13 protein-coding genes and 1 pseudogene are annotated in these 15,101 nt (G+C 40.5%); 10 read left to right on the top strand and 4 right to left on the bottom strand.

The window, feature by feature from the left end:
* Positions 1–235: 235 nt before the first annotated feature.
* From ACFX4I_RS00935 to ACFX4I_RS00920, 4 genes are all read left to right on the top strand, one after another.
* On the top strand, positions 236–2,338 hold the full coding sequence (locus ACFX4I_RS00935) for a YhgE/Pip family protein (RefSeq protein ID WP_377418434.1): 2,103 nt from the start codon (positions 236–238) through the stop codon (positions 2,336–2,338).
* Between the two features lie 251 nt (positions 2,339–2,589).
* Positions 2,590–3,432 carry an ABC transporter ATP-binding protein gene (locus ACFX4I_RS00930; protein ID WP_377418432.1) on the top strand — a complete coding sequence of 281 codons (843 nt, stop codon included), beginning with the start codon at positions 2,590–2,592 and terminating at the stop codon, positions 3,430–3,432.
* Positions 3,365–4,123, top strand: a complete 759-nt coding sequence (locus tag ACFX4I_RS00925) for an ABC transporter permease (protein ID WP_063232113.1) — start codon at positions 3,365–3,367, stop codon at positions 4,121–4,123. The genes ACFX4I_RS00930 and ACFX4I_RS00925 overlap by 68 nt, the downstream gene beginning before the upstream one ends.
* Before the next feature lie 35 nt (positions 4,124–4,158).
* Positions 4,159–5,175, top strand: coding sequence for an aliphatic sulfonate ABC transporter substrate-binding protein (locus tag ACFX4I_RS00920; RefSeq protein WP_377418429.1), 1,017 nt, complete (start codon positions 4,159–4,161; stop codon positions 5,173–5,175).
* Between the two features lie 374 nt (positions 5,176–5,549).
* Here the strand turns inward: ACFX4I_RS00920 and ACFX4I_RS00915 are convergent, their stop codons facing one another.
* On the bottom strand, positions 5,550–6,491 hold the full coding sequence (locus ACFX4I_RS00915) for a DHH family phosphoesterase (protein WP_283932693.1): 942 nt from the start codon (positions 6,489–6,491) through the stop codon (positions 5,550–5,552).
* Positions 6,492–6,946: 455 nt separating this feature from the next.
* Between ACFX4I_RS00915 and ACFX4I_RS00910 the strand changes: the two genes are divergently transcribed.
* The 3 genes from ACFX4I_RS00910 to ACFX4I_RS00900 are packed head-to-tail and all read left to right on the top strand — an operon-like array spanning position 6,947 to position 9,689.
* Positions 6,947–8,134 carry a CaiB/BaiF CoA transferase family protein gene (locus ACFX4I_RS00910; RefSeq protein ID WP_377418426.1) on the top strand — a complete coding sequence of 396 codons (1,188 nt, stop codon included), beginning with the start codon at positions 6,947–6,949 and terminating at the stop codon, positions 8,132–8,134.
* A 14-nt stretch (positions 8,135–8,148) separates the two neighbouring features.
* A complete protein-coding gene (locus tag ACFX4I_RS00905; RefSeq protein WP_377418736.1) occupies positions 8,149–9,354 on the top strand; it encodes an acyl-CoA dehydrogenase family protein in 1,206 nt (401 codons plus the stop codon).
* 23 nt (positions 9,355–9,377) lie between these two features.
* Complete coding sequence (locus ACFX4I_RS00900) at positions 9,378–9,689, top strand: DUF3870 domain-containing protein (protein ID WP_096338406.1); 312 nt, start codon at positions 9,378–9,380, stop codon at positions 9,687–9,689.
* Positions 9,690–9,949: 260 nt separating this feature from the next.
* On the opposite strand, the gene ACFX4I_RS00895 is transcribed toward ACFX4I_RS00900, so the two are convergent.
* On the bottom strand, positions 9,950–10,288 hold the full coding sequence (locus tag ACFX4I_RS00895; protein ID WP_377418748.1) for a hypothetical protein: 339 nt from the start codon (positions 10,286–10,288) through the stop codon (positions 9,950–9,952).
* Positions 10,289–10,310: 22 nt separating this feature from the next.
* Positions 10,311–10,364: pseudogene (locus ACFX4I_RS00890) on the bottom strand (hypothetical protein); the annotation flags it as partial.
* A gap of 153 nt (positions 10,365–10,517) precedes the next feature.
* On the opposite strand from ACFX4I_RS00890, the gene ACFX4I_RS00885 reads away from it, so the two are divergent.
* Entirely contained in the window at positions 10,518–11,609 is a 1,092-nt protein-coding gene (locus tag ACFX4I_RS00885) for a CotH kinase family protein (RefSeq protein ID WP_377418423.1), read from the top strand.
* A 145-nt stretch (positions 11,610–11,754) separates the two neighbouring features.
* On the top strand, positions 11,755–12,726 hold the full coding sequence (locus tag ACFX4I_RS00880) for a TRM11 family SAM-dependent methyltransferase (protein WP_377418420.1): 972 nt from the start codon (positions 11,755–11,757) through the stop codon (positions 12,724–12,726).
* A gap of 54 nt (positions 12,727–12,780) precedes the next feature.
* Here ACFX4I_RS00880 and ACFX4I_RS00875 read toward each other — a convergent pair whose 3' ends face one another.
* Positions 12,781–13,746, bottom strand: a complete 966-nt coding sequence (locus tag ACFX4I_RS00875) for an MBL fold metallo-hydrolase (RefSeq protein ID WP_377418417.1) — start codon at positions 13,744–13,746, stop codon at positions 12,781–12,783.
* Between the two features lie 326 nt (positions 13,747–14,072).
* Here ACFX4I_RS00875 and ACFX4I_RS00870 point away from each other — a divergent pair, with 326 nt between their 5' ends.
* Positions 14,073–15,050 (top strand): 2-hydroxyacid dehydrogenase, encoded by a 978-nt coding sequence (locus tag ACFX4I_RS00870; RefSeq protein ID WP_377418414.1) that lies wholly within the window; start codon positions 14,073–14,075, stop codon positions 15,048–15,050.
* Positions 15,051–15,101 lie beyond the last annotated feature (51 nt).

Raw genomic sequence — 15,101 nt, 5'->3', positions numbered from 1 at the left:
AAGCTCCCGACAGTTAGATTGTGATAGTATGTTCTTGCACCTTGCCGTTTATTCTGTAACTGAAAAACCGTCTTTTAATATGGATCCCATCTTGCTTAAATTGATAATTGATTCAATGGGTGCGATAGAGATCATGAACAATTAATCAAATAAATCCATGGATATGTTTACTTAGTATCGATTAAGAAATTTCTTCGAATAATAGTATCAAAATACATTTGCACGGGGGTATGTTTTGAGAAATATTCGGGAAATTTTCATTGACGATTTAAAAAGCATATATAAAAATTTCTTTGTTTGTATCGTAGTAGTTTTTCTCATGTTCATCCCTTCCATTTATGCGTGGTTTAATATTGTCGCATCTTGGGACCCGTATGCAAATACGGAAGGAATTCTTGTCGGTGTTGCCAATAATGATAAAGGTGCGGAGTTAAATGGCGAAGCCGTGAACATAGGCAAGGAAGTCATAGAGGGGTTAAAGGAGAATAAGGATTTAGGCTGGAGATTCACTTCGGAAAAAGAGGCGAAAGCTAAGGTGGAAAAGGGGGATTATTATGCATCCATCATCATTCCGGAGAACTTTTCCGAACATATTGCGACAATCATGACCGATGACCCTAAAAAGGCGGAGATTGATTACTATGTGAATGAAAAAATCAATTCCATTGCTCCTAAAATTACGGCAGCGGGTGCAAACAGCATTGTGGACAATGTGAGCAAAACCTTTATCAAATCAGCCAGTGGGAGTATCCTTGCAATCTTTAATGAACTGGGAATCACCTTGCAAAACGAGTTGCCGACAATTCAAAAAATGAAGAATATGGTGTATTTATTAGAGGGGCAACTTCCTGAGCTTGAACAAAATATCAATACCGTTCAAACACATGTTAAAAAGGCTGAAGATATCATTAAGAGGGTCAATGATGGATTGGATTCAATAGAAGGAATAACGTCGCAGAAGGACAAATTGGTATCGGACGTTTCTAGTTATGTAGATTCAACAAGGCAGGCATTCGAAGGAATCAATCCCATCTTGAAAAATGATATTGCGAACATCAGGAGCGATAATGAATCCTTGTTAGTGCTGGCGAATCGGTTAACGGGTCAGGATTTGTCTGACAATGAGTCGAATCAGCTAGTGAGACAAGGGGTAACGAGGATAAATAAAGAGTTGTACCTTTTGGACAGTATGTATAATTTATTGGTGAGAGTCAATCAATTTAATGAGAAAAACTTGCTTCAGCCAGAAATACAGCTAGTTGATGAATTAAGGGATAATACTTCGAACCAACTTCAAGCGTTGAATAACCGAGCCTACGGCAATCTTATCGAACTTGGAGGGAACAATGATCAGGTTTTGGCAAGCTTCCAGGAAAGTTATTCAAAGGAAACAGGGCCAAAATTCAATGAAATCTGGAACGAAACGGAATCAATATTGAATAATGTCCAGGTCACGATGGCGGAGGGAACCAAGGTTCTTCCTGAGGTGAGGACGCTGTTAAATGAGACCAATCGAACATTGGAAACACGTACAGGGGATATCGATAAGTTAAAGAATAAGTTTCCGGAAATCGAAACGAAAATAAAGGCTCTAGCTTCTAAAATGAGGGAAATCGATAAGTCTTATGATATGGAAGAAGTGATCGATTTCCTAAGGAATGATATTGAACAAGAAAGTGAATTTTTTTCAGAACCAGTGCTGCTAAATAAACACAGTCTCTTTCCGATTCCGAACTATGGATCCGCCATGTCCCCTTTCTTTACGGCACTTTCCCTTTGGGTCGGCGGTACAATATTGATTTCCATGCTTAGCGTGGGTGTTTCTCAAAAAGTCTACAGCCCGTATCAAATTTATATCGGAAGGTATCTTATATTTTTCATCATTGGAGTAATGCAGGCTCTTAGTGTTTCCATTGGGAATATCATCCTTATCGGTGTTTATGTAGCGGATAAATTTGAGTACATCCTGTTTTCTGTTCTGATAAGTACAGTGTTTACACTCATTGTCTACACCTTCGTTTCCGTTCTTGGAAATGTTGGAAAAGGGATAAGCGTTGTCTTGATGGTCCTTCAAATATCAAGTTCAGGCGGCACTTTCCCCATTCAAGTCACACCGCCCTTTTTTCAACATATTAACCCTTACTTGCCATTCACCTATGCTGTGGGTTTACTTCGTGAATCTGTTGGGGGAATAACATGGAGCGTAGCTGGCAAGGACATTTTTATCTTGATTCTCTTTGTAATAATGACGCTCATATTAGGTATCATTTTGAAAAAGCCGCTGCATGCAAGGACACAAAAAATGAAGGATAAATTGTATGGAAGCAGGATTTTTTAAGGTTATAAAAATGGATATTAAAATTAGCCTGAACCCTTACAAGGGCTCAGGTTTTTTATTTGCTGAATGGAATTTGCCTGTATGTATTTTTGTGTAAGTTTGGAATATTTATCAATACATTGACAATTGAATAGAAAGATACCGATAAATTAGAATTTTTGCATTTTTATAGTTGACAAAAACCATTGGATTAATCATTATTAAGAAATAATGTTTAGTAAATCGATGCGATATAAAAGTGGGGTGACTTTATGTATTTAACAATAGATGGCATTGAAAAAAGTTTTAAGAATGAAAAGAAAGAAAGCATAAAGGTGCTCGATAAGATAAACATAGAGGTCGAGAAAGGAAGCTTCGTTTCGATCGTCGGCCCTTCAGGATGTGGTAAATCCACACTCCTTTATCTGATTGCCGGACTTGATAAGGCAGATGTAGGTGAAATACGTGTAGCGGGGAAAAAAGTGATGAAGCCAGGTCCGGATCGGGTCGTAGTATTTCAAGAGGCGGGGTTATTCCCGTGGCTGACGGTACTTGAAAATGTTACATACGGATTGAAGTTAAAGAAAATTTCCAATGAAGAGGCTAAAGCGAAGGCATTGGACATTTTAAAAATGGTTCACCTCAGCCGATATGTTGACTCCTATCCACATCAACTTTCAGGGGGCATGAAACAGAGGGTAGCCATCGCAAGAGCGTTGGTGATGGAACCGGATATCCTGTTGATGGATGAGCCATTCTCTGCACTGGATGAGCAAACGAGAATGGTCTTGCATAAAGAACTGCTCGAAATCTGGAGAAAAACTAAAGTGACAATCTTTTTCGTTACCCATAATATTCGTGAGGCTGTTCAGCTTTCCGAAAAAATTATCGTCTTTGCAACCCGTCCCGGGAAAATTAAAGAGACGATTTCCGTCCCTTCCATGAAAGATGGAGTTATGCCGGATAGTGTAACTTTGCATACAGAACAAAGGGTTCTATCGATTTTACAGGAGGAAATTGAAAAAGTGCTGAAGGAGGAAATGGGGAATGATTACAGCTTTAAGACGAATCATATTCATCGCGATGATAGCGGGGATATGGGAAGTCACATCTAGACTTTCCAGTCTTCCGGAATTCATGTTCCCAAGTCTGACCCAGGTTTTGGAAACTCTGTTTAATGGACTGATGAGCGGACAAATAACTGAAGCCATCGGGAAAAGCCTTGGCCGTATCCTGATCGGCTTTACGATTGCCATTATAGTAGGTTTAATATTAGGATATTTCATTTGGCGCTTTAAATTGGTTGAAGACACTTTAGGATTCGTCGTGACGGCATTACAGTCCATCCCGAGTATCGTGTGGTTCCCTTTAGCGATCATTTGGTTTGGATTGAATGATTTTTCGATTCTCTTTATCGTCACCATCGGCGCAACTTGGACGATGACGGTTAATGCAACAAGTGGTTTCCGGAATGTACCCCAGTTGTATCAGCGGGTTGCCAAAACATATGGATCGACCGGGTTTCATTTTCTTCGCACCGTGATTTTACCAGCATCCGTCCCGCAAATAATATCCGGTCTCCGAATTGCATGGGCCTTTTCCTGGCGTGCACTGATGGCTGGTGAATTACTTGGCGGAGGAGGCGGTCTTGGACAATTGCTGGAAATGGGCAGATCACTGGGACAAATGGATTTGGTCATCTCCGTGATGATCATCATCGCAATCATCGGAACAATCGTGGATAATGTTGTCTTCTCCCGCCTTGAACGTAATGTTCAACTGAAATGGGGAGTGAATCAGCGGTAGTTTAATAAAATAATAGTTCAAAAGGAGAGAAAAATATGCTGAAAAAATCATTTTTTGCCCTTATTCTGTCTGTATTGTTAATTGGGATAGTAAGCGGATGCACTCAATCCAGCAGTAATGATGAAGATGGAGAAGGTTCGGGAGGGAAATCCGTGAAAATTGGATATTTTCCTAACTTAACCCACAGTGCAACGATCATTGCACTCGAAAAAGGCTTTTTCCAAGAAGAGTTCGGTAAAGATGTTAAGATTGAAACCAAAACAGTGGCCAATGGCGGATTATTCATGGAAGCAATGGCTACAAACGCCATTGATGTCGGAACGGTCGGGCCTGGTCCATTGCTTAACTTTTACGTAAAAAACCCTGAATACCACTTGATTTCCGGGGCTGTTAATGGAGGTGCCGTACTTGTGGCTAGCGAGGGCAGCAAGGTTACGGATTTAAAAGATTTGGGCGGTAAAAAGGTAGCGATTCCCGTCATTGGAAGCACACAGGATGTCATGCTAAGGAAGGCCCTTCAAGATGTTGACTTAAAACCGACTACAAACGGGGGGACAGTTGAGCTGTATGCGGCAGCACCTGCTGACACAACCGCCCTTTTTGTCCAAAAATCTGTCGATGCAGCAGCAACTCAGGAACCATGGGGGTATGTATTGGAAAACCAGGCAAAAGGAAAGTTATTGCTTGACTGGGATCAATTTGCATGGGGGAAAGATTCACCTAACACGGTAGTGGCTGCAAGCCAGAAGTTCTTGGATAAAAAGGGGCTCGCTGCTTCCTATTTGAAAGCACATGAAAAAGCGGTGAAGTTTATACAAGACAACCCTGAAGAAAGCCAAGAACTGGTTATTAAGCATTTGAAGGAACTGACTGGAAAAGAATTAAGTAAAGAAGAAGTGGCTTCAGCATTTTCACGCCTTGAAGTGACAACTGAAGTTAATGAGCAAGTCATTCAGGAAATGGCAGACATAAGCAAAGAAGCTGGTTATATCCCGAGCAATGATATAAAAGGCATGATCGATTTATCAATTCTTGAAGAAGTGTCCAAATAATAAATGTAAAAAAACGCCTCAGCCGATTTTTAGCCTTGGGCGTTTTTTTGTGCGCCTTAATAAATTTGAGAAATATTGAATGTTTAATACGGTTTATATAGTAATGTGAAAATGTTTTTTCAAATCATATGAAAATAATAGATGAATTCGAATATCAAGCGGAGAGGTTTGAAATGAGTCAAAAGAGTAGTCAAACAACCATTGCTGTGAATTTCCAATAACTTTTTACGATAAACCTGAAAATTTAACAGATGAACTGGGTAAAGTGAAGCTGAAGGCAGTTAAAAAATAAATGGTAGAGAGAGCCTCATGCCGTAGACTGATATAGGTTTGAGGCTTTTTACTTTACCTAGGAGCAGCAATTTTTCTCTAGCTTACTTTGGGCAAACTTGATTTAAGGCCTCGATAACATGATCTACTTCTTCCCACGAATGGATGGTTGCACCGGCAGCAAATGAATGCCCTCCTCCATTGAATTGCCGGGCAATTGAAGAGATAGGGATGTTTCTTGAACGAATTCTGACACGGATTTCCGTCGGATATTCGATAAAGAACGCCCAGATTTTGTTTCTTTTAATAGAAGAAAGGGTGTTAACTAAATTCGAAGCTTCAATTCGATCCACACCATACATATTTAATAGATCCTCCGTAATAATGAAGTAAGCTACCCCTTTTTCGGTTACTTTGAAGCTCATAAGAATATCTTTTTGAAGCCTTGAAGAACTTTTAGTCTTTGTATTAAGGAGGTTATGGATTCTTTCTGGATGAATATTATAAGTTCTTAAGTGCGAAACCATTTTTAATGTCCTTGGAGTTGTATTCCCATTCATGAAATTACCTGTATCACTAAGTATTCCTGTATAAAATGATTTAGCCGCTTCTTTATTCATGATAAAGCCTTCTGGAAATTCCAAGAATAAATCAACAAGCATTTCACTGGCAGAGCTATAAGAGGGGTCAACCCAAGAAAAATCACCAAATTGCTCATATTCGGGGTGGTGGTCAATTTTGATTAGCATGTCCCCGTGATCATATCGGGAATCACTGATCCGTGAAATGTTGGCAGTATCACAAACAATCACTAAGGCACCTTTGTATTTGTTATCGGAAATGACATCCATATCACCAATGAATAGAAGCTTATCCACTTCTTCGCCTACCGCATAGACTTCTTTAGAAGGATAGGAATGCTTCAATAGCTTCTTTAAACCGATTTGTGATCCCAATGCATCCGGGTCCGGATTAACATGGCGGTGAATGATGATTGTTTGGTATTTCTTGATTGCTTCGATTATTTCCGTTTTTTTATTGTCCATATCGCCATCTCCCTTTTAATCTTTCCTTTTCTGTCGAGCGATAAATGATAGTATGAAAAATTCATATATTGACAGTTATGCATATTCAATCATCACATGCCTCACGAATAAAGGCAATTTCCGATTACTCTGGATTGAGGGGTGTATTTTTATATTAAACGGGAAGTATGCTAAAGAGTATTTTAATGGATGTAATGAAAACACCTGAACAAAATTATTGCAAAATTCAAAAAACGGGACTATACTTAATTTACCAAACCGATGACAGCAAGTTACCTTGTTGCATGGCCGGCTTGTCATAAAACTGGAATCCATAAAAATTGACTTGGTTCACTTGATCTTCCTTTGCAGGAAGACAGTTCGTGGATAAGGGTCAGTGAAACATACAATGTAATTCATTGTTGGTTTTACTGGCTCTTTTTTGTGTATCCCGACAGTTTGAAAGGGGTGATGATATGAATGGAGCTTTGGAAGGAGTCAAGATTATCGATGTATCCCGTGTTTTGGCGGGGCCGTTTTGTTCAATGATTCTCGGTGATTTGGGTGCCGATGTTATTAAAATCGAGCATCATGAGGCAGGGGATGAAACGAGAGGATGGGGTCCGCCATTCGCCCAAGGAGAAAGCGCTTACTATTTATGTGCTAATCGAAATAAGCAAAGCATGACCTTGAATTTAAAGTCAGAACAAGGGAAAGAGATCTTCCGGAAGTTGGTGTCTTCAGGGGATATAGTGATTCAAAATTTCAAGACGGGCACGTTGGAAAAACTGGGGTTAGGCTATGAGGATTTAAAGGAATGCAACCCCAAGCTGATTATGGCCTCGATTACGGGATTTGGTTTAACCGGACCTTATAAAGATTTGCCTGGCTATGATTATATCATTCAAGCGATGAGTGGTTTGATGAGCATCACAGGAGAAAAAGATGGAAGCCCCGTGAAGGTCGGGGTGGCCATAGCTGACATATTGACTGGCTTGTATACATGCATTGGCATTTTATCCGCTTTGCATCATAGGGATAAAGCGGGGGAAGGACAGGAAATTGATATTTCGTTAATGGATTGCCAGGTTTCTTCATTGGTGAATGTCGCCAGCAACTATTTATTCAGTGGCCTGACCCCTGAACGAATGGGAAACCAACATCCCAATATCGTTCCATACCAAACATTCCAGACAAGTGATGGAGAGCTTGTTGTGGCTGTAGGAAATGATGACCAGTTCAGGAGATTTTCGGCCGTTATAGGCAGACCTGATTTAGCCGAGCAGGAACAGTTTAAGCATAATGAAAAACGTTTGCTGAACAAGGAAGGATTAATACCGATAATAGAGGATTTGTTGAAAGGAAAGACAAAGAAAGAATGGAAAAGGCTATTTGATGATGCAGGGATACCTAATGGTCCGATTAATGATATCGCAGAGATGTTCGAGGACCCGCAAATCATCGCAAGAGGCATGTTGGTGAACATGGAACATCCCACAATCGAAGATCTTAGAGTGACGGGATCGCCACTGAACCTTTCAAAAACGCCGGTTACGATGAGAAAGCATCCGCCACTGTATGGTGAGCATACCGGTTCCATTTTGGCTGAAATTGGATATAGTACAGACCAAATAAGTAAATTCAAGGAAAATAAAATTATTTAGGAGGAATTTTAATGATGAATTTCGAATTAACAGAAGAGCAGCAAAGTGTGAAGAAAGTGGTAAGAAAATTTGTGGATAAGGAAATTATCCCATACATTCAAGAGTGGGATAGGCAAGGTCAATTCCAGCCGCATATTTTAAAAAGGTTAGCGGAATTGCAGCTGATGGGCGTTTGTATACCCGAAGAGTATGGTGGAGTCGGAATGGATTATAATACCCTTGCCATCGTTTGTGAAGAGCTGGAGCGAGGCGATACGGCTTACCGAACTGCAGTTTCTGTACATACAGGGTTAAATAGCATGACCTTGCTGCAATGGGGGACGGAAGAACAAAAACAGAAATATTTAGTACCGCAGGCAAAAGGGATCAAGATTGGCGCTTTTGGGCTGACTGAACCAAATGCAGGGTCTGATGTTGCGGCAATGAAATCAACAGCAACACGTGTTGGGGACCATTATATCTTGAACGGGTCAAAAACATGGATTTCGCTCTGTGATTATGCAGATCATTTCCTCATTTTCGCCAAGACGGATCATGATGCCGGTTCAAGGGGAATCACGGCTTTTATTGTGGAACGGACTTTCGATGGAGTGGAGTCGAAAGCCATTAAAGGGAAATTGGGAATTCGTGCCGGGAATACAGGGGAAATCTTTTTAACGGATGTAAAAGTTCCGGTGGAGAATAGGCTTGGTGAAGAAGGTGAGGGCTTTAAAATTTCCATGTCGGCATTGGACAGCGGCCGGTTTACAGTGGCAGCAGGTGCTGTAGGGTTAATAGAAGCAAGCCTGGAAGCAAGCTTGAAATATTGCCATGAAAGAAGTACTTTCGGAAAAGAGATTGGCAGGCATCAGCTCGTTCAACAGATGATTGCCAAGATGACCGCAAATTTAGAGATTTCCAGATTGCTGGTCTTTAAAGCGGGTACCTTAAAAAATCAAGGAAAAAGGAATACGAAGGAAACATCACTTGCAAAGTGGATATCATGTAATGCTGCTAACGAAGCGGCCAATGATGCTGTTCAAATTCATGGTGCCTACGGCTACTCGGATGAATATCCAGTGGAACGTTTTCTGCGGAATTCAAAAGCCCCCGTCATTTACGAAGGAACCCGTGAGATTCATACTGTAATGCAGGGCGAATACGCACTTGGCTACAGACAAGATAAAGAGCTTCGTAAGCAATTGCCTGCATGGCCCTTCGAGCAAGTTTCCGTCCATTAACTATAGATAGAGGAGATCAGATGATGAACACATACCTTATTGCAGGGCATGCAAAACTTCCACAAGGGATGGCAGCGAGAAATATATATGATTCCATCACGATCACGGTAGAGCTTGACTTTAAATATGGTGTAATAGTCGAAGCTTCCTGTACACTTGCTACAGAACATGGCAGGGAATTCATTCGTCAACTGCTGCGCGGTTATTGCCTGAAAGATGGTATCGAAGAATTGATTGATCGTGTGCAAATGCATTATCGTGGGAAGGCCGGTCAAGCCATTCAAGCAGGGCTGAAGGATGTGTATGCACAGTTCGAATTGGTCTCCGTTAAATAAGCGAAACTGGAAGGATCCTACCGTATGTGAAAAGGGTAGGATCCCTTTTTATAGGTTCAGGTACATCGCAATAAAATCCACTGCCATTATAAATGGCAGTGTTTGTATTGTTTAAGGAACGGGACATATGAATGAATGTAACGATCGTGATAATTTTAAAAAACACAAAACTCGCCCAATTTACGACGAGTTTGTGTTTTTTTATAGAAATTGGACTTTAAAGTAAAGCTTAATATCCAGTAAAAAATATTAGTTGTACATTAAAACGGAACCATGAATCTAGAAGCACCGTTTATTGCGAAAGTTATTGCCGCAAAGCCAACTGCAGTGGTTGGAGGAACACCGGTTTCTGTTGGAGCGCCTTCGTCTGCTGCATATGGAACACCGGTTTCTGCTGGTGCGTCTTTGTGTGCTGCAAGTGGACCTCCTCCTGCTAGTGCGTCTTTGTGTGTTGCATGTAGATCTCCGTTTCCAGCAAGAGCGCCTTTGCGTGCCGGAAGTGGACCGATTCCTGCTCGTGCAACGTTTAGTGCTTTTGCGGGAAGTGCGCCTCTTCTTGTTGTTTTTACGTGAAGAACGGCCTTTTGAACATGGGTCATTATACATGAAATCGCCTAACCCGAAGGAATTGGCTCTATCCACCGCATTTTGTATATTTCGATTGATATCAGACATATTTACATATCCCCCTTTCTATACGTTAAACTATGCGCTTGTACGTAATATGCCAGAGATAATAGCACATTTTTAATAAAAATTTGTTTTTGGTGACACCCCTCGTTTTTTTTCATAATTTAATATGAAAGTGAAAGTGAAGGGAAGAGTTATATGAATTCTGACAAGAAGCTGCCTGTGTACCAGCTTTTTATTCCACCAGTTAATTTAATGGAACTTCGCAGAGATATATGGTGCAATGATCCTTTACCGGCAAAGTTAACACTTAACAGAAAAAAACTGGATATTGATATTGTTTACCGTGGCTCACATATCCGCGGTTTTCGCAAAAAATCCTATAATGTAGTCTTTTATAAACCTAATACTTATAAGAATGCCAAGGAAGTTCATTTAAATGCCGAATATAAAGATAAATCTTTACTAAGAAATAAATTATCTTTAGACTTTTTTGCGGATATAGGCACCTTATCACCGAACTCCCAGTTCGTTTTCCTGAATCTGAACGGAAAGGACGAAGGGATATACCTAGAATTGGAATCGGTGGATGAATATTATTTGAAGAAAAGGGGGCTGCCCAAGGGTGCCATTTTCTATGCAGTGGATGGTGATGCCAATTTCTCATTGATGAGCGATTTGGATAAAGGAATCAAAAAATCATTGGAGATGGGCTATCAAAAAAAATGCGGGACAGCAAAGGATGAATTATATTTACAAGAGTTGATCCTCCAAATCAATACAATTTCAAGAGTGGATTTTGAAAAGGAAATCGTAAAATATGTCGATGTGGAAAAGTACCTGCGCTGGCTGGCCGGTGTCGTATTTACGCAAAACTATGATGGGTTCGTTCATAACTATGCTTTGTATCGAAATGGAGATACTGGACTCTTTGAAATGATTCCATGGGATTATGATGCGACATGGGGCAGGGATGTTAACGGGAAAGTGATGGAAGAGGATTATGTGGGAATCGAGGGATTCAATACATTGACTGCTAGAATCCTTGATGTAAGGGGATTTCGTGTCCGGTACCAAGAACTTCTAAAGGAGATTTTGAACAATCATTTTAACTTGGGCTATATGAAACCTATCATTTCTGAAATGCATGATCAAATAAGACCTTATGTTTCAAAAGATCCATATATCAAGGGAAATATTGTGAAATTTGATAATGAGCCCGAATTCATCCTGAAATTCATTGAGGCCCGTGCAAAGTATATAAATAGCCGGCTGCATAAATTGGATTAATAATTCCTTTCCTATAGTGATGGAACAATGAAAAATATAACAGCAGGAGTGTTGAAAGAAAAGCATTCCTGCTTTTTTCATACGATTCCATTTGCTTTTCTCTACTATTACAGCTATGTTTGATAGAAAGATATAATCTAAAGTAATGAAGGATGGGAATGGATTGACTAATCAGAGCCGCAGACCGGCATATATATATACGTTTACATGCACCCCTGACGAACGCTCATTATCTAAAATGGAGATGCGCTCGTTCTTTGGCTTTGAGACTTCAGGGGATATTTTGAAAAGTGATATAGAAATTGAACCGAGCAGGAGCCCTTTCATAAAAGGGCGGGTCGACGTCATGTTTGAAGGGGAAAGCATTTCCGAAATCGTTGAGCAAGTGAAAGGTATTCATTTGCCTGATTCGACGTTCAAAGTATTATTCGTAAAAATTAATGATTTGAATAAAGATGCAAAAATAGATTATGATGGACAGCGTGAAATTGAACGGGAGATTGGCTGGCATATTCAGGGAAATGCCGATGTGCGTAATCCTGATCAAGTCTTTGGAATCGTGACCCTTGGCGGACGTTGGTATTTTGGGAAGTATGTCAAGCCTGAAGCGGTTTGGTTAAAACATATGAAGAAGCCCCGTGAATATTCAACAGCGCTTAGCACAAGAGTGGCAAGGGCCATTGCCAACATAGCCGTTCCACATCCGGATGGAGTGAAGGCAATTGATCCATGCTGCGGAATTGGAACGGTATTGGTAGAAGCCCTGTCGATGGGGATCAATATTGATGGCAGGGATATTAACCCGCTTGTTACCGACGGTTCCAGGGAGAACATTGCCTATTTCGGACTCGAAGGTAATGTAACTACAGGTCCGATTTCGGAGGTCACCAGTAAATATGATGTAGCGATTATCGATATGCCTTACAATTTATATACACATGCGACGCCGGAAGATCAGCTATCGATCCTTAAACATGCCAGAAGCTTTGCTGACAAGGTCGTCGTCGTAACGATAGACACGATGGATCATATGATTGAAGAAGCAGGATTTGAAATTGCTGATCGCTGTGTGGCCAGGAAAGGCATTTTTTCCAGAGAGGTTGTAGTGTGTGTGTGAGTTTCATCAGCGAGAAAAGGCTGAAATCTTTAATGATTTCAGCCTTTTTTGATGTCATTTAGCTTGATAATGAACTACATTTTCAACGAGTTGTTTCGTGACCTTCCCCTGATATTCTAAATAATCCAAATGGCCAATGACTTCTGACATGACGAGCGGGAATTCTGCAATATACTTTTGTTTGTAAAACTCCTTTGCCAGTTCATTGCCGGTAGAAATTCCTGATTCTATCAAGGTCAGGATTTTTCGTGATTTTCTCTCTATGCTGTTGAGTCTTTTTTCAATCAGATATCCTGGCTGTTCTATGATGTTTCCATGACCAGGAAAGAGGAGATTCACCTGTAATGCTAAACAGCGTTTTAATGAATCGATATGATCTACAAGAGTCAGCATTCTATTACCGTTTTCATCAGGTTCGATCAAGGCATTGCTTGATATATGATCAATCAATAAATCACCGGCAAGAAGCCGTTTCCCTTCTTTGTCAAGGAAAGCAATTTGATCCGGGGCATGCCCGGGAAATTCGATCACTTCGAAATTCAGCCATTGTTTTTCCGTGATTGCGATGATGTCACCATTCAGTTTTTGATCTTTATTATTATCGACCGCGTTGAATAGGTAAGCCACTTGTTTATCTCCAAGTTCACCACAGCCCATCTCAATGTAAAGCTGCTTATAGAATTCAATTCTCATACTTAAGAAGTCAGGGTCCCTTTTTAAACGGGGAATGGATTTAGAATGGGCATAAACGGGAATCGGATGGATTTCGGTAATCAAGTTGACCAAACCAACATGGTCTCCATGGTGGTGGGTTAATAAAATTTCCGTGATATCTCCAACGGTAAATCCATTTTCGTTTAATGTTTTCTGAAATGCATTCCAGCAGACGTCATCATTCATGCCTGCATCGACTAATGTTAAAGATTCATCCTGTTTAACTAAATAAAAGTTTATACTTTTTAAAGATAAAGCGCTTGGAGCTATGATTGGATAAATTTTAAATGTTGTTTTCGTTTTCATGAACGTCCCATATCCTCCTAAATCGAGATAAACTTCATCTGGAAAATTGTTGTATTACTAATGATCGAATAGATTTAAAGGGTTATTATTCTATGATTAGTTGAATGAATTAAAACTGTCAAGCGGCAGCCACCTTGTAAACGAGAAAATTAATAGAAGAATGATTGGAAATGGATGGTCTATTTATCTAGTTTATTTTAAAATTGAATAAACAAGCTAGTAATTTAGCCAATATTCTTAAAATTAATTGTTGGGAATGAAAACTGAAGGTGAAAAATGGTGCAAGAATGCGTTACATGGAATGAAACGGTATAGGAGGTTATGGTTTGAAGCCAAAAATTTATATTACAAGAAAATTACCGGAACAAATCATCGAAGGTCTTAGTCGGAATTATGATGTCAGGATGTGGGATCAAGAGGATATACCGGTCCCTAGAGAAGTCCTTGAAGAAGAAATGAAAGAAGTCGAGGGTCTGCTTTGCTTGTTGACGGAGCAAATCGATGAGTCACTGATTGAGAGGGCGCCTAACCTGAAAATCATCGCGAATATGGCGGTGGGACATAATAATATTGATGTTCGAAGTGCAACAAAACGGGGCATCATGGTCACGAACACACCGGGGGTTTTAACGGAAACGACAGCTGATTTAACCTTCGGCTTACTGCTTGCAACGGCAAGAAGGATGATGGAGGCAGAAGATTATTTAAGGAGCGGAAGGTGGGAAACATGGTCGCCGATGCAGCTGACAGGACAAGATGTACACGGCGCAACACTTGGTATAATCGGATTAGGTAGGATTGGGGAAGCCCTTGCAAAAAGAGCTAAGGGATTTGATATGAACTTGGTTTATTTTAATCGAAGCCGTAAATATGAACAGGAAAAAGAATTAGGAATCGAATATCAGTCCCTTGAAAAATTGCTCCAAATATCGGATTTCGTTTGTGTCATGCTGCCGCTCACATCGGAAACCACTTATATGATTGGCAAGGAGCAGCTGGAATTAATGAAAGGGACGGCTGTGCTCATAAATACCGCAAGAGGCGGGATTATCGATGAAAAGGCGTTGTACCAGGCGCTGGAAAACCGAGAGATTTGGGCCGCTGGATTGGATGTATTCGAAGAAGAGCCGGTCCCTGTGGATCACCCGCTGCTAACATTGCCCAATGTCGTTACACTGCCGCATATCGGGAGTGCCAGCATTGCCACAAGATTGAAGATGGCAGCTCTTGCGGTACAAAACTTGATGGATGGATTATCTGGTGATACTCCGCGTAATTTAGTATTGCTGAATAAATCAAAATGACCCTGAAAAGGGGTCATTTTTTATGGGGAATTGTTTGGAACTTAGTTTTTC

This window comes from Peribacillus sp. YIM B13472 (assembly GCF_042788005.1).
Lineage (GTDB): Bacteria > Bacillota > Bacilli > Bacillales > DSM-1321 > Peribacillus > Peribacillus simplex_E.
Note: the sequence above shows the minus strand (reverse complement) of the source record. Positions and strands in the feature narration are given on the sequence as shown.

What these genes read in the sequence shown, in the direction of transcription:
- ACFX4I_RS00915 (WP_283932693.1), bottom strand. Translation starts at nt 6,491, where the DNA reads ATGGACAATAAAAAAACGGAAATAATCGAAGCAATCAAGAAATACCAA.
- ACFX4I_RS00895 (WP_377418748.1), bottom strand. Translation starts at nt 10,288, where the DNA reads ATGACCCATGTTCAAAAGGCCGTTCTTCACGTAAAAACAACAAGAAGA.
- ACFX4I_RS00920 (WP_377418429.1), top strand. Translation starts at nt 4,159, where the DNA reads ATGCTGAAAAAATCATTTTTTGCCCTTATTCTGTCTGTATTGTTAATT.
- ACFX4I_RS00900 (WP_096338406.1), top strand. Translation starts at nt 9,378, where the DNA reads ATGAACACATACCTTATTGCAGGGCATGCAAAACTTCCACAAGGGATG.
- ACFX4I_RS00925 (WP_063232113.1), top strand. Translation starts at nt 3,365, where the DNA reads ATGATTACAGCTTTAAGACGAATCATATTCATCGCGATGATAGCGGGG.
- ACFX4I_RS00875 (WP_377418417.1), bottom strand. Translation starts at nt 13,746, where the DNA reads ATGAAAACGAAAACAACATTTAAAATTTATCCAATCATAGCTCCAAGC.
- ACFX4I_RS00880 (WP_377418420.1), top strand. Translation starts at nt 11,755, where the DNA reads ATGAAGGATGGGAATGGATTGACTAATCAGAGCCGCAGACCGGCATAT.
- ACFX4I_RS00885 (WP_377418423.1), top strand. Translation starts at nt 10,518, where the DNA reads ATGAATTCTGACAAGAAGCTGCCTGTGTACCAGCTTTTTATTCCACCA.
- ACFX4I_RS00905 (WP_377418736.1), top strand. Translation starts at nt 8,149, where the DNA reads ATGAATTTCGAATTAACAGAAGAGCAGCAAAGTGTGAAGAAAGTGGTA.
- ACFX4I_RS00930 (WP_377418432.1), top strand. Translation starts at nt 2,590, where the DNA reads ATGTATTTAACAATAGATGGCATTGAAAAAAGTTTTAAGAATGAAAAG.
- ACFX4I_RS00910 (WP_377418426.1), top strand. Translation starts at nt 6,947, where the DNA reads ATGAATGGAGCTTTGGAAGGAGTCAAGATTATCGATGTATCCCGTGTT.